The sequence below is a fragment of the Citrobacter sp. CK198 genome, assembly GCF_030333295.1.
Classification (GTDB): domain Bacteria; phylum Pseudomonadota; class Gammaproteobacteria; order Enterobacterales; family Enterobacteriaceae; genus Citrobacter_B; species Citrobacter_B koseri.
The window spans coordinates 24,455-43,086 of sequence record NZ_JAOWGE010000036.1 but is presented as its reverse complement, the minus strand read 5'-3'; the positions used below and the strand labels follow the sequence as shown (position 1 = coordinate 43,086).

Sequence of the window (18,632 nt, the reverse complement as noted above, 5' to 3'; positions counted from 1 at the left end):
TCGATAAATCACCAGCAATGCAGAGAGTCTATTATATTACACGTTCGATCGATGCCGCCGATCAGTAATGTTTGCGTACTGACGCCATTTTCCGTTTTCTGCACGCCATGTAACAGATCGCCTCCCGTTACGCCCGTTGCTGAAAACAGAATATCCTGGCTTCCCACGAGTTCATCCAGCGTATAAACCCGGTTCACCGCGACACCCATTTGCTTACAGCGGCGTAACTCATCGTTCGCGATCAATCGGTGTTCCGCCGTTTCACCTTTCGCCTGACAAAAGTCAATCAACTCAGCCTGCATATCACCATCAAGCGCCTTCACGGCGCAGGCTGATATCACCCCTTCCGGCGCGCCGCCAATAGCGTACATCACATCGAACGGATGATGTTGCTGGCAGGTTAATACGCTGGCGGCGACATCGCCATCCGGCAAGGCAAACACCTTGACGCCAAGCTGCGCGGCCTGCTGAATAACCGCCTGATGGCGCGGTTTATCCAGCGTCGCCATACGCAACGACGTGAGCGGCTTATTCAGCGCAGCGGCAATATTACTCAGGTTCTCTTCCAGCGATAACGCGAGGTTAATCGCCCCTTTCGCCTGACGGTTAACCACCAGTTTGCGCATATACATGTCAGGCGCATGCAGCAGGCTCCCCTGCGGCGCCAGCGCCATCACGGACAACGCATTATTCTGCCCCATCGCCACCATGCGCGTTCCCTCAATCGGGTCGACGGCGATGTCCACGCTCGGCCCTGTCCCGGTTCCGACCTCTTCACCGATATACAACATCGGCGCATGGTCGATTTCGCCTTCGCCGATAACAATTTTGCCCCGCATGGCGACTTCATTTAATGACTGACGCATGGCTGTCACCGCCAGTCCATCGATTTTGTTTTTATCGCCGCATCCGGTTTGCGGCCAGGCAGCAAGCGCTGCCTGTTCCGTAATCCGAAAAAGCGGCCACGCCAGAGACATCATGCCGCCGCCTCCCCAATATCTACGCCAAACTGCGCCAGCAAATATCTCTCCGCGTTTTCATTCCAGATGCCGTGCGTCTCTTCAACCAGACGCGCCAGCGCTTTGAATAACGGGTCGGTTTTTCCTTTTTCGGCAAAATCGGCGATAGCGGTCAGCGGCATGGTCACGCCGTTATAAATGAGTTTTTTCCCTCCCGGAATATTGGGCAGGTTAAGCACCGTTTCCGGGACGGCATCCAGCCCACCAATGTGCGTTACCATAAACGAAGGCTGTAATTGCCCTGTGGCGCTTAACGCAATGGCCTCTTTCATGTCATCGGTCGAACCGCCGGACGTTCCCACAACATGGGTACTGTTGTAATGCACGTTGTAGAAGTTAAACGGAACCTTAAAATCTTTATCCGTTGGGCCCGCGAAAAAGTTCAGACAACCGTCTTCAGCCAGCAGTGTATCGGCCATTTCCACCACCGCCGGGACGGCGGCGTAAACGAAAACGTCATCGAAACCCGCATCTTCCGTTAGCGCACGCAGTTTTGCCGTCGGGTTTTCCATGCCGCAGGTATTCACATAAACAAGCTCAATCCCCTTCGCCGCTGCCAGCTCGACCGGCAGCAGTTTTTTCGCTTGTGACAGACGGGCTTCATCAATATCGACCACCACCACTCGCGAAGGCTGGATACCACCGTTGATGGCATAATCAATGGCGCCGATCCCCATCGGCCCGGCACACGCCAGAAGCGCAATATTACCGCCGGGTTTCACCCCCATGCGGTGCTCATAAACATAAGGCGTCGTGTGGTAGTTCGCATTGTATGCGCCGATAATACAGCACATGGGTTCTGCCAGTGACGCCGCCGCGAAATAGGAGCCGTGATACGGTAAAACACAGCCGAGGTTAATCGCCAGCTCAGGAATAATCATATACGTCGCATTGCCGCCAAAATATTCATAGCTATATCCCGCTGAATATCCGCTGGGCAACCCCATCGCCGGTTGCAACACAAAACGTTGTCCCTTTTTATATTTATCGGTCAGGTTTTTCCCCACCTCAACAATAATACCTGCGCACTCATGACCAGTAATAACCGGGTGATTCTCTAAGTCATCAGGCACACGTTTATGCTCGCTACCTAACGTGGCGGCTTTCCATGTCGATAAACATACGCTGTCTGATATTACACTCACTAACAGTTCATTATCTGTAATTTCAGGCAATTCAAACTCGCGGATGCGAACATCCTGCTTACCATAAATAGCAGCGACTTTGGTCTTCATAGTTACTCCGAAAAATTGATGATGCTAATCCGCGATGAGTTTTTTAAATAATTCATCCAGCAGTGGGTCACCGATGTAATTTTTAATTAACACCGTGGGCTTATTACTCACACGCTTAACGCGGCCCTCAAGGCTGGCATGCGTCACGATAATATCGGCGTCATCAGGAACATTTTCGATAGCATGATGAGCCACCGCAATCACCAGACCGGCTTTCTCCAGACGCTTACGGAATATCGTTGCCCCCATCGCGCTGGAACCCATTCCGGCATCGCAGACAAAAGCGATACGTTTAATATTCTTATAAGAAAATGCGCCTTCCTGTTTCATTGCTTTCACGGCTTTCGCAGACTCTGCGAAATTGTCTTCTTCATTCTCCGTTTCAACGCTCTTTTCCATTTTCAGGATGATCGAAGTCACGATGAAGGTCACCAGCGTTCCCGCCGTTACACCCGCGATCGTGGCCAGGAAAGATCCTTTCGGCGTCAGCGCAAGGTACGCGAAAATCGAACCTGGACTTGGGCCTGCAACCAGTCCGCCGCCTAACAGATTAAATACCCAGGTTCCCGTCATCCCGCCAGCGATCATCGCAATCAGCGTTAACGGTTTCATCAATACATACGGGAAGTACAGCTCGTGAATCCCCCCCAGGAAGTGGATGATCATCGCTCCCGGCGCGGATTTTTTGCTCATACCACGGCCAAAGAAGGTAAAGCCCAGCAGCAGCCCTAATCCCGGGCCAGGGTTAGAGGCCACCATGAAGAAAATCGATTTCCCCGTCTCCGACGCCTGCTGCATCCCCAACGGGTAATAGACGCCCTGATCAATCGCGTTATTCAGAAAGAGAATTTTCGCGGGTTCGTTAATAAGCGACAGCAGCGGCAGATAACCGGCATGCACCAGCGATTCAATACACTCTTTCACAAAATTATTCGCGATAAGCACTGCCGGGCCAATCACCTCAAACCCCAGCAGGCACAGGAGCATCCCGGCAATACCCAGAGAGAAGTTATTAATCACCATCTCAAAGCCAGCGGGAATACGCTTGTCCAGCAGTCGGTCGATATGTTTAATCACCAGCCCACCAAGTGGCCCCATGATCATTGAGCCGAGGAACATAGGAATATCCGCGCCGATAATGACGCCAATCGTACCAATTCCCCCCATCACCGCGCCTCGTTTCCCGCCCACCAGATGGCCGCCAGTAGAACCGATCATTACTGGCAGCAAATAGGTGATCATAGGGCCAACTATTTTGGCGAAATGTTCATTCGGTAGCCAACCGGTTGGAATAAATAAGGCAGTAATAAACCCCCAGGCAATAAATGCGCCGATATTGGGAATGACCATTGCAGTCAAAAAGCCCCCAAAAGCCTGGACCTTTGCACGAGCAGACTTGTGTTCCATAATAATATCCTGTAGAGGAGAAATTAATTATGCGCGAGCAATAATATCCGCTAGCTGTTTTTCAGATGTCGCTGTTAACAACTCAGTAAGAATTTCATCTTCACATAATAATTCACTTAACACCTGAATAGCGCCAATGTGAGAGTCCGCATCTGCGGCGGATAAGCCGATTAATAGTTTGATCGGATCATCTTCTGTAAACTTCACTTCTTGCCGGAGGAGTGTTAACGACATCCCCGTTTTTAAAGCACCACATTCAGGACGCGCATGCGGCATTGCGACGCCTGGAGCCAGAATATAATAAGGTCCATTGGTTAATGTGGACTCTTTAATGGCCTGAATATACCGTGAGTTAACATAATCATGAGAAAGCAGAGAGGACATGGAAAAATCAATTGCTTCGCGCCAGTCAGTCGCTGCATTTTTTATTGCTATTGACGATTCAGGGAAATAATCAATCAGCCGCATAAATTATCCTTATTTATATAGGGTACTGCTTATCGTTAAAAACAAAATACTCGCGCGGCAAAGCGAAATCAATCGAGGGGAAAAATGCGAAGAAGGAGAAAGTGTTTTTTTAGAACTCAATAAAAACAGATAGTTAAAAACATAAAAATAAAAAGCAACCGTATTTATGTGTCATTCATCACAATTACATCAAATCACTAAATATCAAATATGTGAATTAGATCAAATATAGCCACTTGTCTGAACTAAATTATTTATAATCCCTTTATAAAAAACGGGCCGCCTGAGCGACCCGTTCGGTGTTGTATCGTGATTACAGCAGTTCTTTTGCTTTCGCGACAACGTTATCAACGGTAAAGCCGAACTCTTCGAACAGCAGCTCAGCAGGCGCAGACTCACCGAAGGTGGTCATGCCGACGATAGCGCCATTCAGGCCCACGTATTTGAACCAGTAGTCAGCGATACCCGCTTCTACTGCCACGCGAGCGGAAACCGCTTTCGGCAGTACGGCTTCACGGTAAGCGGCATCCTGCTTGTCGAACGCGTCGGTAGACGGCATGGAGACCACGCGCGCTTTCACGCCTTCGGCAGACAGTTTGTCCCATGCGGCAACGGCCAGCTCAACTTCAGAACCGGTTGCGATGAAGATCAGTTCCGGCTGACCGGCGCAATCTTTCAGCACATAACCACCGCGCGCGATGTTCGCCAGCTGCTCTTCGGTACGTTCCTGCTGCGCCAGATTCTGACGGGAGAGGATCAGCGCGGTCGGGCCGTCCTGACGCTCAACGCCGTATTTCCACGCCACTGCGGATTCAACCTGGTCACACGGACGCCAGGTGCTCATGTTCGGCGTTACGCGCAGAGAAGCCACCTGCTCTACCGGCTGGTGAGTCGGGCCATCTTCGCCCAGACCGATGGAGTCGTGGGTGTAGACCATCACCTGACGCTGTTTCATCAGCGCAGCCATACGCACCGCGTTACGGGCATATTCCACGAACATCAGGAAGGTAGAGGTGTATGGCAGGAAACCACCGTGCAGGGAGATGCCGTTAGCGATGGCGGTCATACCGAACTCGCGCACGCCGTAATGGATGTAGTTACCCGCAGCATCTTCGTTGATGGCTTTAGAACCCGACCACAGGGTCAGGTTGCTTGGCGCCAGGTCAGCGGAACCGCCGAGGAACTCAGGCAGCAGCGGCCCAAACGCTTCAATCGCATTCTGAGACGCTTTACGGCTGGCAATTTTCGCCGGGTTAGCCTGCAACTTAGCGATAAATTCATTCGCTTTCGCGTCGAAGTCAGACGGCATTTCGCCTTTCATACGACGGGTAAATTCAGCGGCCTCCTGCGGGAAGGCTTTTGCATAGGCGGCGAATTTCTCATTCCAGACCGCTTCTTTTGCCTGACCGGCTTCTTTCGCATCCCACTGCGCGTAGATTTCAGACGGGATTTCGAACGGCGCGTATTTCCAGCCCAGCTGTTCGCGGGTCAGTGCGATTTCAGCATCGCCCAGCGGCGCGCCGTGAGAGTCGTGCGTACCCGCTTTGTTCGGGGAACCGAAACCGATGATGGTTTTGCACATCAGCAGGGACGGTTTGTCAGTAACGGCACGCGCTTCTTCAACCGCGCGTTTAATCGCTTCAGCATCGTGACCGTCGATACCGCGCACAACGTGCCAGCCGTAGGCTTCGAAACGTTTAGCGGTGTCATCAGTGAACCAGCCTTCAACGTGACCATCGATAGAGATACCGTTGTCATCGTAGAACGCGATCAGTTTGCCCAGCTTCAGCGTTCCTGCCAGAGAGCAGACTTCATGGGAGATACCTTCCATCATGCAGCCATCGCCCATGAAGGCATAGGTAAAGTGATCCACGATATCGTGGCCTGGACGGTTGAACTGCGCCGCCAGTGTTTTTTCCGCAATCGCCATACCGACCGCGTTCGCAATCCCCTGGCCCAGCGGGCCGGTGGTGGTTTCAACACCTGCGGTGTAACCCACTTCCGGGTGGCCCGGCGTTTTGGAGTGCAGCTGACGGAAGTTTTGCAGCTCAGACATCGGCAGGTCATAGCCGGTGAGGTGCAGCAGGCTGTAGATCAGCATGGAGCCGTGGCCGTTAGACAGCACGAAGCGGTCACGGTCAGCCCAGGAAGGGTTCTGCGGGTTGTGGTTCAGGAAATCACGCCACAGGACTTCGGCAATGTCAGCCATACCCATAGGGGCACCCGGGTGACCGGATTTGGCTTTCTGTACTGCGTCCATGCTCAGCGCACGAATAGCATTGGCAAGCTCTTTACGTGAGGACATTTTGACTCCAGATCGGATGATGAAGGCCATGCCCTTAACGACTTGACGACAGCGCGTTTTGGGCTACGCCGGAAAAAAGTGCCAACAATGTAACCCAAGCCGCGAGCCATGTACATGGAGCATCCTTTCGCCGCTTCAGAAATCTCCGGATCGTGTTCGCATGTTGCGCAATCTGCTCACCCCCTTGTCGTTCTTTTCTTTATACTTAGCGTGGCGCTGGTTCATCGACACAAGGCGCACTTTTAGAACAATCCTGATTTCGTGCGGAAGAGAAAACATGAAAATTCGCGCTTTACTGCTTGCTATGAGCATGGCGACGGTTCTGACCGGTTGCCAGAATATGGACTCCAATGGACTGCTCGCTTCAGGTGCAGGCGCTTTTCAGGCTTACAGCCTCAGTGATGAGCAAGTAAAAGCGCTCAGCGACCAGGCATGTACGGAAATGGACAGCAAGGCGACGATCGCCCCGGCCAGCAGCGAATACGCGAAGCGACTGAGCAAAATCGCCTCTGCGCTCGGCGACAATATCAACGGCCAGCCGGTGAATTACAAAGTCTATGTGGCGAAAGACGTTAACGCGTTTGCAATGGCGAACGGCTGTATCCGCGTCTATAGCGGCCTGATGGACATCATGACCGATAACGAAGTGGAGGCGGTCATCGGCCACGAAATGGGACACGTTGCGCTCGGCCATGTGAAGAAAGGGATGCAGGTTGCGCTGGGGACTAACGCGGTTCGCGCCGCAGCCGCTTCCGCTGGCGGTATTGTCGGCAGTCTGTCGCAGTCACAGTTGGGCGATCTTGGCGAGAAACTGGTGAACTCACAGTTCTCCCAGCGCCAGGAGTCCGAGGCGGATGATTACTCCTATGACTTGTTGCGCAAACGCGGCATCAGTCCGGCCGGTCTGGCAACCAGCTTTGAGAAACTGGCGAAGCTGGAAGCGGGACGTCAAAGCTCCATGTTTGACGATCACCCGGCCTCCGCCGAACGCGCCCAGCATATTCGTGACCGAATGGCGGCAGACGGTATTAAATAAAAACGAGAGCAACATGTAGCTCTTGTTAGCTGTTCCGTTCGCCTTATGTTCGTTACCTGTCTGAAACCATAGCATTTGCGAACGTGTTAAGGAGGCTCGTCGCCGCCTCCTTAACAATCCTGGCTCCCGGCGGGAAAATCGATGAGACGTTGACGGCAGGCTCGGCCCCGACCCGAAAGGCAGACGGAATAAGGCGAATGAACCGCGCAGCGGCGATTTTCCTTGCCGGAGAGCCTGGGTTGCAAGGGAGGCGGCGGCGAGCCTCCCTTGCACGTTCACGGGTACTGAGTCTTCAGAGGAATATTGAACATCAGGTGAACGGAAACAATCTTCCTGGCTAAATATTCTCCCGGCAGACAGAATAGCGCTCAAATGGTAATTACCCCATTCTTATAACGCATAAATTGATAACTTAAGCGCACAGAACGTTAAATATCAGAATATAAACAGTAGCGATATATTCGACGTTTTATTCTCTGATAGAGAATTATTTTAGTATTTATATTCCCCGGCATGTTTTATCACTTCTTTTAACGCCACAGACAAAATATAAAATAGTCCAGCCCCGATATGGCCGGCACGCCAACGGCTGTAAGCCTTTGTCACAAAATGTTTGCAATCAATAATTATTCAGGTAACTATCCGTAACGCAGCAATTCAATTTGATATTATCCATAAAGAGAAGTTCCCTCAGTGAAAAAAGAAATATCGTTAATCGCATTAAGTTTATTCGCCGCATTGCCTGCCATTGCCAGCCAACAATCCGACAGCCAGGGTTTTGTTAATGACAGCCATTTAAATCTCTTTTTACGTAACGCCTGGATTAACCGCGACTATCAGGGCGGCGTACAGGACAAAGCCGAATGGGGCCAGGGCATTGTCGCCACCTTTGAATCCGGCTATACCGAAGGTCTGATCGGCTTTGGCGTTGACGGTATTGCGCAGTATGGCGTGCGTCTGGACGGCGGCCGTGGCCGCAGTGGCGCAGGCGGTATCGACTTCTTCAAACAAGACAGCGACGGCCGCGCGAAATCCGATCTGGCAAAATTTGGCGCAACCGCCAAAATGCGCATCTCCAACACCGTCCTGAGCTACGGCAACCAGCGTCCGCAGCTCCCGATCGTCTACGCCGACGATTCCCGTCTGCTGTTTGAAAGCTTCACCGGCACCATGTTGACCTCCAGAGAGATCGACGGTCTGGAGATTAATGCCGGTTATTTCACCGACGAGCAGCGCAAAAGCGACGACCGCCACAACAGCGGCCTGAAAAGCCTCTCTTTCGGCGGCGCGAGCTACCAGTTTAACGATCAGTTCAGCGGCGCCCTGTATGCCTCGCACGTCGAAGATGTGCTGAACAAACAGTATCTGGGGCTGAACTTCAAACAGCCTTTCAGCACCGGACAGCAGCTGGTGCTGGACTTCAACGGCTACAACTCACGTCTGGATTCCGGTTACGCCGATAGCCTGAATACTGGCCGCAGCAACAGCATCTGGAGCCTGGCGGCAAGTTATATCTGGGATATTCATACCTTTAAAGTGGCGTATCAGCAAAGCAGCGGCAGCACCGGTTATCACTACGGCAGCTATCGCGATCAGGGCGGCGTCGGCGATGGCGGCAACACCATCTGGCTGGCGAACTCTTACTGGTCTGATTTTAACGGTGAAGACGAACGTTCCTGGCAGGCGTCATATGGACTGGATTTTGCCGGTCTCGGTTTACCGGGGCTGAGCTGGACAACCGCTTATGTTCGCGGCGATAACATCAAAACATCGGCAACCAGCAACGGCAAAGAGCACGAGTGGTTCAACCAGGTGCAATACCAGGTTCAGGACGGCATGGCAAAAGACCTGAAACTGAAGCTGCGCTATTCCGTATTACGCGTGTCCAGCAACGCCAGCGACTATAACGTTAGCGGCAACGAGATTCGCGCTTACGTGGAATATCCGTTTAACATCTTTTAAGTTAAAACCCCTCTCCTGATGACGGAGAGGGGGAAGCACTTATTCGCCTTTTTTCGCCGCCTGAATGTAGAGCATTTCCAGCGCCAGGGTCGCCGCAGCCAGCGCGGTGATTTCGGACTGGTCATAAGCCGGAGCCACTTCCACCACATCCATCCCGACGATGTTCAGATCTTTCAGACCGCGCACCAGTTTAATGGCGCGATCGGAGGTCAGGCCGCCGATCACCGGCGTCCCTGTGCCCGGTGCGAACGCCGGGTCCAGACAGTCGATATCAAAGGTCAGGTAGACCGGCATATCGCCAACGATCTGATTAACCTGCGCGATGATGTCATCCACGCCGCGATCGTTCACCTGGCAGGCATCCAGCACGGTGAAACCGTTGTCTTTATCAAATTCAGTACGAATACCAATCTGCACGGAGTGGTTCGGGTCAATCAACCCCTCTTTCGGCGCAGTGTAGAACATGGTGCCGTGGTCAAACTCGCAGCCGTTCGCGTAGGTGTCGGTATGCGCGTCAAAATGCACCAGCGCCATTTTGCCAAAGTGCTTTGCATGAGCGCGCAGCAGCGGCAGGGTCACGAAGTGGTCGCCGCCGAAGGAGAGCATACGTTTACCGGCTGACAGCAGTTTCTCCGCATGCGCCTGCAATTTTTCACTCATCTCGCGCGCGTCGCCAAACGCATAGACCAGGTCACCACAGTCCACAACGTTCAGACGCTCGCGCATGTCGAAGTTCCACGGGAAGCGGTTGTGCTCCCAGGCCAGGTTAGTGGAAACCTGACGGATTGCCGCCGGGCCGTGGCGGCCGCCCGCACGACCGGAAGTCGCCATATCAAACGGTACGCCGGTGATAACCCAGTCGGCGTCGCTGTCATAAGGCTGGAAATTCAGCGGCAGACGCAGAAAGCCAAAGGCGTTGGAAACCAGGGAGTTATCGTACTGATGACCTAAAGTGCTCATGTCCTGACCTCTTTTAAAGTCGATACATTAAAAACAGATGAAAAAAAATCCCCTCCGCGTCGTTAAACCCGACGAGGAAGGGATTGATTCGTAAATCGCTTATTGGGGCGAATTATCGCCGTTAATTCATACGGGTTCAAGTGAGTATAGCATTCTGCCGGATGGCGGCTTCGCCGTATCCGGCCTATATTCGTAGGCCCGGTAAGCGCAGCGCCACCGGGCATCAGCGGCTACTCGTCTTCCAGGTAAGTGTACCCGTACAGCCCCGTCTCAAACTCTTCGAGGAACTGCTGTTGCAGCGCATCGTCCAGACCGGTCTGCTTCACCTGATCGCGGAAGTGGGTCAGCAGCGTGTTCGGATCGAGCTGTACGTATTGCAGCATATCCGCCACGGTGTCCCCTTCGTCAGACAGCTCAACTTCCACGCTGCCATCCGGGAAGACAAACACGTCAACCGCTTCGGTGTCGCCGAACAGGTTGTGCATGTTGCCAAGGATCTCCTGATAGGCGCCGACCATAAAGAAACCGAGCATCGGCGGGTTTTCTGGATCGTACTCCGGCATCGGCATAGTGGTGGCGATGCCGTCACCGTCGATGTAGTGATCGATCGCGCCATCGGAATCACAGGTGATGTCCAGCAGCACCGCGCGGCGCTCAGGCACCTGATCCAGCCCTTCCAGCGGCAGCACCGGGAACAGTTGATCGATACCCCACGCATCCGGCATTGACTGGAACAGCGAGAAGTTGACGTACATTTTGTCCGCCATACGTTCCTGCAACTCATCAATGATCGGACGATGCGCACGGTTCTGCGGGTCCAGCTGTTTCTGTACTTCGTGGCACATGCTCAGGTAAAGCTGTTCCGCCCAGGCGCGTTCCTGCAAGCTGAACGTCCCGGAAGAGTAGCCAATGTGAATGTCGTGCAGGTCCATCTGGCTGTCGTGCAGCCATTCACGCAGCGAGCGACGGGTGCCCGGCTCGTGCATCTCCTGCCAGGTTTCCCACATGCTCTGCAACGCGCGCGGCGCGTCGTCGGCAGGCGCGGTAGGCACGGTATATTCGTTACGCTCCACGCCGATAATGTTCGATACCAGCACGGTATGGTGCGCAGTTACCGCACGGCCAGACTCGGTGATCACCGTTGGGTGCGGCAGACCGTGTTCTTCACACGCATCGCCAATCGCCCAGATGATGTTGTTGGCGTATTCGTTCAGGCCGTAGTTCACGGAGCAATCAGACTGCGAGCGGGTTCCTTCGTAATCCACGCCCAGACCGCCGCCGACGTCGAAACACTGAATGTTGACGCCCAGTTTATGCAATTCAACGTAGAAACGGGCGGATTCGCGCACGCCGGTGGCAATGTCGCGGATATTCGCCATCTGCGAACCGAGGTGGAAATGCAGCAGTTGCAGGCTGTCCAGTCGCCCGGCTTCACGCAGGGTTTCAACCAGTTGCAACACCTGCGTCGCCGCCAGGCCGAATTTGGATTTTTCGCCGCCGGAAGACTGCCATTTACCGGAACCCTGCGAGGCCAGACGCGCACGCACGCCCAGGCGCGGGATCACGTTCAGACGCTCGGCTTCATCCAGCACGATAGCGATTTCTGACATCTTCTCGATGACCAGGTAGACCTTGTGGCCCATCTTTTCGCCAATCAGCGCCAGACGGATGTATTCACGGTCTTTGTAGCCGTTACAGACGATCACGCTGCGGGTCATTCCGGCGTGCGCCAGAACCGCCATCAGCTCCGCCTTCGAACCGGCTTCCAGCCCCAGCGGTTCGCCGGAGTGAATCAGCGATTCAATCACCCGGCGGTGCTGGTTGACCTTGATCGGATAAACGAGGAAGTAGTCGCCGTTATAACCGTAGGATTCACGCGCGCGTTTAAACGCCGCGTTAATGGAGCGCAGACGGTGTTGCAGGATCTGCGGGAAGCAGAACAACGCAGGCAGACGCTGGCCTTGCGCTTCGCGAGCTTTCACCAGTTTGGCGAGATCGACGCGCGCCTGAGGGACGTCAGGGTCCGGGCACACGCTGATGTGTCCCAGTTCGTTGACGTCGTAGTAGTTATTGCCCCACCAGGCAATATTGTAAGTACGCAGCATCTTGCTGGCTTCCTGGGAGCTCATTGCAACCTCCTGCATGGAGCGTAGTACACCCTGTTCGCCTGCTGACGAAGGCGAACCCATAGACATGTCGTCAGACATAGCGAACCTCAAATTTTATTAACAAGTGTAAAACAGTTGACTACTATCGCAATCCGTAGACGCGATAACAACCCATAAACAGACGTATTTTCCAGCAGATAGTGCTGACGCTCCGCCTGCGCGACCGGTTTCTTTTTCATATCATTGTAAAACACGTAACCGAACTTAAGTATGACGGTTCGGCGAAACCACGAGAAAACTCTTGTTTCAACAAGAGCGCCCTTGTTCAGTCTTCCGTTACCGACCGGCTCTGGAGTCCTGAGAAGCGCCGAGATGGGTATAACATCGGCAGGTATGCAAAGCAGAGATGCAGATTGCGGGGGACATGCGCACACCAGAACGGTGCGACAGATTCAGCAGAATACAACGGTTCATTATCTCGTATCACCTCCACGGCCGCCCCGTAAGACAAGCCTCTAAGCCAAAGCAACGTTTTAGCCCGGCTGGAAGTGGCGACACGAGGAATCCGTCGTGTGCTTTTTAGTATGAGCCGCGCGCCGCGTTTTATACCGACAAGAGGGGAAAAATGCAAAGCATAAATGCGCACATTGCCAGCAGTGTCCTGAAAAATTTCCAGTCGTGTTTTCAACGCAACGGGAGTTGATTCAAAAAAAACTGGAAATCGGGTGAAGAAGTGACCTAAAATAGCCATCCAGATGTTAATCCATCCATACTGATTAACACTCAGACTGCTAGTGTCATCAACCTGCAAGCCTTGGTAGAATCCTCTGCTTTGGCTATTCCACACAACAGTTTGAGCTAACCAAATTCTCCTTAGGTGAAATAAAACATGGCAAAACACCTTTTTACGTCCGAGTCCGTATCAGAAGGGCATCCTGACAAAATTGCTGACCAAATCTCTGATGCCGTGCTGGATGCGATCCTGGAACAGGATCCGAAAGCGCGCGTCGCATGCGAAACCTACGTTAAAACCGGTATGGTTTTAGTTGGCGGTGAGATCACGACCAGCGCATGGGTTGATATCGAAGAGATCACCCGTAACACGGTCCGTGAGATTGGCTATGTGCATTCCGACATGGGCTTTGACGCCAACTCTTGCGCCGTGCTGAGCGCTATCGGCAAACAGTCCCCGGATATCAACCAGGGCGTTGACCGTGCCGATCCGCTGGAACAGGGCGCGGGCGACCAGGGCCTGATGTTCGGTTACGCGACCAATGAAACTGACGTGCTGATGCCAGCGCCGATCACCTACGCGCACCGTCTGGTACAGCGTCAGGCTGAAGTGCGTAAAAACGGCACGCTGCCGTGGCTGCGCCCGGATGCGAAAAGTCAGGTCACTTTCCAGTATGACGACGGCAAAATTGTCGGCATCGACGCGGTAGTGCTGTCTACTCAGCACGCTGAAGAAATTGACCAGAAATCGCTTCAGGAAGCGGTGATGGAAGAGATCATCAAGCCGATCCTGCCGTCAGAATGGCTGAACGCGTCGACGAAATTCTTCATCAACCCAACCGGTCGTTTTGTTATCGGCGGCCCGATGGGCGACTGCGGTCTGACCGGTCGTAAGATTATCGTGGATACCTACGGCGGTATGGCGCGTCACGGCGGCGGCGCATTCTCCGGTAAGGACCCGTCTAAGGTTGACCGTTCCGCAGCCTACGCCGCGCGTTATGTTGCGAAAAACATCGTTGCCGCAGGTCTGGCTGACCGTTGTGAGATTCAGGTTTCTTACGCTATCGGCGTGGCTGAACCGACCTCTATCATGGTTGAAACCTTCGGTACTGAAAAAGTGCCTTCTGAACAGCTGACCCTGCTGGTACGCGAATTCTTTGACTTGCGTCCGTACGGCCTGATTCAGATGCTGGATCTGCTGCACCCGATCTACAAAGAAACCGCTGCATACGGTCACTTTGGCCGCGAACATTTCCCGTGGGAAAAAACCGACAAGGCGCAGCTGCTGCGTGATGCCGCAGGTCTGAAGTAATTTACTGACGTTGCTTTTTTTAAGGCCAGCCTCGTGCTGGCCTTTTGTATTTGTGCGCGCATCTTTTGCCCGGAGTCGCTTCGCTTGCACGGGCCTACAGGTTCTGTCGTTTTGGCGTAGCCGTCACCCGGCGATTAATGAAACCGTTTACCCTCCATTCTATAAGCCACGCTTTGAAAATAATCCTTTTGCATGATCGTTTTTCTTCTGATGTTACATTTTTTTCAGTTAAGTCTTAAATGTGCGTATTCGCGATACAAATCGCCTCACTTACCTCTATGTTTTCAAAGCATTAATTACTTCCACCATCAAATGCTAGTGTAAACGATTACACTAACGTGATTCGAATCACATATTTTTGCGGGCCACTCACCTACCCTTAGCATCAACAAAACTGGCAACCCAACCGGAGGCATCATGCCTGACAATAAAAAACAGGGGCGTTCAAACAAGGCCATGACATTTTTTGTCTGCTTTCTTGCAGCCCTGGCAGGATTACTTTTTGGCCTGGATATCGGCGTTATCGCCGGTGCTTTACCCTTCATCACTGACGAATTCCAGATTACCGCGCACACTCAGGAGTGGGTGGTCAGTTCGATGATGTTCGGCGCCGCCGTCGGTGCCGTCGGCAGCGGCTGGCTCTCCTTCAAATTAGGTCGTAAGAAAAGCCTGATGATCGGCGCGATCCTGTTTGTGGCCGGTTCGCTGTTTTCCGCCGCCGCGCCTAACGTTGAGGTGCTGATCGTTTCCCGCGTGCTGTTAGGCCTGGCCGTTGGCGTCGCGTCCTACACCGCCCCGCTGTACCTGTCTGAGATCGCGCCGGAGAAAATTCGTGGCAGTATGATCTCCATGTACCAGTTGATGATCACCATCGGTATTCTTGGCGCCTATCTGTCTGACACCGCGTTCAGCTACAGCGGCGCATGGCGCTGGATGCTGGGCGTGATCATCATTCCGGCCATTCTGCTGCTGATCGGCGTGTTCTTCCTGCCGGACAGCCCGCGCTGGTTCGCGGCGAAACGTCGCTTTATTGATGCCGAACGCGTACTGCTGCGCCTGCGCGATACCAGCGCAGAAGCCAAACGCGAGCTGGATGAGATCCGTGAAAGTCTGCAAGTAAAACAGAGCGGCTGGGCGCTGTTTAAAGAGAACAGTAACTTCCGTCGCGCGGTGTTCCTCGGGGTGCTTTTGCAGGTGATGCAACAGTTCACCGGGATGAACGTCATCATGTACTACGCGCCGAAAATCTTTGAACTGGCAGGTTATACCAATACCACCGAGCAGATGTGGGGCACCGTTATCGTTGGCCTGACGAACGTGCTGGCCACCTTTATCGCTATCGGCCTGGTAGACCGCTGGGGGCGTAAACCAACGCTGACGCTGGGCTTCCTGGTCATGGCTATCGGCATGGGCACTCTCGGCACCATGATGCATATCGGCATTCACTCGCCGTCAGCGCAATACTTCGCTATCGCCATGCTGCTGATGTTTATCATCGGGTTCGCGATGAGCGCCGGCCCGCTGATTTGGGTACTGTGCTCTGAAATTCAGCCGCTGAAAGGCCGCGATTTCGGTATCACCTGCTCTACCGCCACCAACTGGATCGCCAATATGATCGTCGGCGCAACGTTCCTGACCATGCTCAACACGCTGGGCAACGCAAACACCTTCTGGGTCTATGCCGGTCTGAACCTGTTCTTCATCATCCTGACCATCTGGCTGGTTCCTGAAACCAAACACGTCTCTCTGGAACACATTGAACGTAACCTGATGAAAGGCCGTAAGCTGCGCGAAATCGGCGCTCACGACTAACGCTGATAATTAGCGGTAAGTGCCCGATGGCGCAAGCTTATCGGGCCTACTGCACTCAGTTGAACGCAGCGCGGTTTGTCGGCCGCCATCCGGCAAAACTTAGCGGGGTGAAGCGTCCCTCTTGCAGTCTCCATCACCTCCCATTATCCTCTGTCGTTATGAAAACCTCCCGTCTCCCTATCGCTGTCCAGCAAGCCGTCATGCGCAGCCTGCGGGAAAAACTCGCCCAGGCCAATCTCAAACTGGAACGTCATTACCCGGAACCCAGGCTGGTTTATCAACAACGTGGAACTGCTGCGGGAACAGCATGGCTACAAACCTACGAAATCCGTCTCAATCCTGTGCTATTGATGGAAAACGTCGACGCGTTCGTTAATGAAGTGGTGCCGCACGAACTGGCGCATTTGCTGGTCTGGAAGCATTTTGGCCGGGTTGCGCCGCACGGCAAAGAGTGGAAATGGATGATGGAAAGCGTACTGGGCGTCCCTGCCAGACGCACGCATCAGTTTGAACTGCAATCCGTTCGCCGCAATACCTTTACCTACCGCTGTAAATGTCAGCAGCATCAGCTCACCGTGCGCCGCCATAATCGCATCGTGCGCGGTGAAGCCACCTACCGCTGCGTTCACTGCGGCGAACCGCTTATTGCTGAATAATCGCCAGAATAATCAGGAACTTTTCTGATCTGCCTGATTGCATACAAGAACAACTTTCGCTACGTTGCGGGCTCGTTTTGACACGGAGTTCGTGATGTACCGTAATTTCTCTTTTGCCGCAGCGTTGTTGGCGATGATGCTCTCAGGGCAGGTGCTGGCTACAGGCATCAACAGTTTTTCTCAGGCCAAAACCGCCGGGGTAAAAGTCAATGCCGATGTTCCCGGCGATTTCTACTGCGGGTGTAAAATTAACTGGCAGGGTAAAAAAGGCGTCGTGGATCTCGCCTCCTGCGGCTATAAAGTCCGAAAAAATGAAAACCGCGCCAGCCGCATTGAATGGGAACACGTCGTACCCGCCTGGCAGTTCGGCCACCAGCGTCAGTGCTGGCAGGACGGCGGGCGAAAAAACTGTGCGAAAGATCCTGTCTACCGCAAGATGGAGAGCGACATGCACAATCTGCAACCCGCCGTCGGCGAGGTGAATGGCGATCGCGGCAACTTCATGTACAGCCAGTGGAATGGCGGCGAAGGTCAGTACGGCCAGTGCGCCATGAAGGTCAATTTCAAGGAAAAAATCGCCGAACCGCCTGCTCGCGCCCGTGGTGCGATCGCCCGTACCTACTTTTATATGCGCGACCAGTACAATCTGACGCTCTCCCGTCAGCAAACGCAGCTTTTCAACGCCTGGAACAAGCTGTATCCGGTCACGGACTGGGAGTGCGAGCGCGACGAACGCATCGCCAGGGTACAAGGGAACCACAATCCATACGTGCAACGCGCTTGCCAGGCGCAAAAGAGCTAACCTACACTAGCGGGAATATTTTTAACCCTGCCCCACGCGATCAGATGGCGTGGGGAGATGACGCGGATTTTTCTATTATGCGCATTCCCCGCATTTATCACCCTGAACCCATCACATCCGGCAGCCAGTTCTCCCTGTGTGAAGACGCCGCCAACCATATCGGACGCGTGCTACGTATGGGGCCAGGCCAGGCGCTCCAGCTGTTTGACGGCAGCAATCAGGTGTTTGACGCCGAGATAACCAACGCCAGCAAAAAAAGCGTCGATGTAAAAGTGCTCAGCGCCACCCTCGACGATCGTGAATCCCCGCTGCATATTCACCTCGGCCAGGTGATGTCGCGCGGCGAAAAAATGGAATTCACTATCCAGAAATCGATCGAACTGGGTGTAAGCCTCATTACGCCACTTTTTTCTGAGCGCTGCGGCGTTAAACTGGACAGCGAACGTCTGAACAAGAAGCGCCAGCAGTGGCAAAAAATCGCTATTGCCGCCTGCGAACAGTGCGGTCGTAACCGGGTGCCGGAAATTCGCCCGGCAATGGATCTGGAAGCCTGGTGCGCCGAGCAGGACGAGGGGCTGAAACTGAACCTTCACCCGCGCGCCAGCGCCAGTATCAACACCCTGCCGCTCCCCGTGGAGCGCGTACGCCTGTTGATTGGCCCGGAAGGCGGTTTGTCGGCAGATGAAATCGCCATGACCGCCCGCTACCAGTTTACTGATATCCTGTTAGGACCTCGCGTTCTGCGTACTGAGACAACTGCGCTCACCGCCATTACCGCGCTACAGGTGCGTTTTGGCGATCTGGGCTAACGGAGAAGA

At 53.7% G+C, this 18,632-nt stretch carries 16 protein-coding genes; 7 read left to right on the top strand and 9 right to left on the bottom strand.

Annotated elements, in window-relative coordinates; genetic code table 11:
- Positions 1-8: 8 nt before the first annotated feature.
- From glpX to tkt, 5 genes are all read right to left on the bottom strand, one after another.
- Positions 9-980: a class II fructose-bisphosphatase gene (gene glpX, locus OGY62_RS21205; RefSeq protein WP_058668073.1), complete on the bottom strand. Its 972-nt coding sequence runs from the start codon at positions 978-980 to the stop codon at positions 9-11.
- Positions 977-2,254, bottom strand: coding sequence for a zinc-binding dehydrogenase (locus tag OGY62_RS21200; RefSeq protein WP_012135046.1), 1,278 nt, complete (start codon positions 2,252-2,254; stop codon positions 977-979). Before OGY62_RS21200 ends, glpX begins: the two co-directional genes overlap by 4 nt.
- 24 nt (positions 2,255-2,278) lie before the next feature.
- Complete coding sequence (locus OGY62_RS21195) at positions 2,279-3,661, bottom strand: PTS mannitol transporter subunit IIBC (protein ID WP_286460508.1); 1,383 nt, start codon at positions 3,659-3,661, stop codon at positions 2,279-2,281.
- A gap of 27 nt (positions 3,662-3,688) precedes the next feature.
- The gene (gene cmtB / locus OGY62_RS21190; RefSeq protein ID WP_200029706.1) at positions 3,689-4,129 is read right to left on the bottom strand and encodes a PTS mannitol transporter subunit IIA; all 441 of its coding nucleotides are present in this window, start codon (positions 4,127-4,129) and stop codon (positions 3,689-3,691) included.
- A 313-nt stretch (positions 4,130-4,442) separates the two neighbouring features.
- A complete protein-coding gene (gene tkt / locus OGY62_RS21185; RefSeq protein ID WP_049010273.1) occupies positions 4,443-6,434 on the bottom strand; it encodes a transketolase in 1,992 nt (663 codons plus the stop codon).
- A 277-nt stretch (positions 6,435-6,711) separates the two neighbouring features.
- Here tkt and loiP point away from each other — a divergent pair, with 277 nt between their 5' ends.
- Both loiP and OGY62_RS21175 read left to right on the top strand, forming a co-directional pair.
- Entirely contained in the window at positions 6,712-7,470 is a 759-nt protein-coding gene (gene loiP, locus OGY62_RS21180; RefSeq protein WP_049010274.1) for a metalloprotease LoiP, read from the top strand.
- A 693-nt stretch (positions 7,471-8,163) separates the two neighbouring features.
- Positions 8,164-9,432 (top strand): OprD family outer membrane porin, encoded by a 1,269-nt coding sequence (locus OGY62_RS21175; protein WP_012135053.1) that lies wholly within the window; start codon positions 8,164-8,166, stop codon positions 9,430-9,432.
- A 39-nt stretch (positions 9,433-9,471) separates the two neighbouring features.
- On the opposite strand, the gene speB is transcribed toward OGY62_RS21175, so the two are convergent.
- The 4 genes from speB to yqgG all read right to left on the bottom strand — a co-directional run bounded on the left by speB (position 9,472) and on the right by yqgG (position 12,974).
- Entirely contained in the window at positions 9,472-10,392 is a 921-nt protein-coding gene (gene speB / locus OGY62_RS21170) for an agmatinase (protein WP_012135054.1), read from the bottom strand.
- 230 nt (positions 10,393-10,622) lie between these two features.
- Positions 10,623-12,599, bottom strand: a complete 1,977-nt coding sequence (speA, locus tag OGY62_RS21165) for a biosynthetic arginine decarboxylase (RefSeq protein ID WP_024130934.1) — start codon at positions 12,597-12,599, stop codon at positions 10,623-10,625.
- Positions 12,600-12,607: 8 nt separating this feature from the next.
- Positions 12,608-12,739, bottom strand: coding sequence for an acid stress response protein YqgB (gene yqgB, locus OGY62_RS21160; protein ID WP_047463939.1), 132 nt, complete (start codon positions 12,737-12,739; stop codon positions 12,608-12,610).
- A gap of 97 nt (positions 12,740-12,836) precedes the next feature.
- The gene (gene yqgG, locus OGY62_RS21155; RefSeq protein ID WP_269475138.1) at positions 12,837-12,974 is read right to left on the bottom strand and encodes a small protein YqgG; all 138 of its coding nucleotides are present in this window, start codon (positions 12,972-12,974) and stop codon (positions 12,837-12,839) included.
- A 415-nt stretch (positions 12,975-13,389) separates the two neighbouring features.
- Here yqgG and metK point away from each other — a divergent pair, with 415 nt between their 5' ends.
- From metK to rsmE, 5 genes are all read left to right on the top strand, one after another.
- Entirely contained in the window at positions 13,390-14,544 is a 1,155-nt protein-coding gene (gene metK, locus OGY62_RS21150) for a methionine adenosyltransferase (RefSeq protein ID WP_012135057.1), read from the top strand.
- Between the two features lie 417 nt (positions 14,545-14,961).
- Positions 14,962-16,356: a galactose/proton symporter gene (galP, locus tag OGY62_RS21145; protein WP_012135058.1), complete on the top strand. Its 1,395-nt coding sequence runs from the start codon at positions 14,962-14,964 to the stop codon at positions 16,354-16,356.
- Between the two features lie 158 nt (positions 16,357-16,514).
- Entirely contained in the window at positions 16,515-17,012 is a 498-nt protein-coding gene (locus OGY62_RS21140) for a SprT family zinc-dependent metalloprotease (RefSeq protein WP_024130936.1), read from the top strand.
- A 94-nt stretch (positions 17,013-17,106) separates the two neighbouring features.
- Complete coding sequence (gene endA / locus OGY62_RS21135; protein WP_012135060.1) at positions 17,107-17,814, top strand: deoxyribonuclease I; 708 nt, start codon at positions 17,107-17,109, stop codon at positions 17,812-17,814.
- A 77-nt stretch (positions 17,815-17,891) separates the two neighbouring features.
- On the top strand, positions 17,892-18,623 hold the full coding sequence (gene rsmE, locus OGY62_RS21130; RefSeq protein WP_047463935.1) for a 16S rRNA (uracil(1498)-N(3))-methyltransferase: 732 nt from the start codon (positions 17,892-17,894) through the stop codon (positions 18,621-18,623).
- The last annotated feature ends 9 nt before the right edge of the window (positions 18,624-18,632 follow it).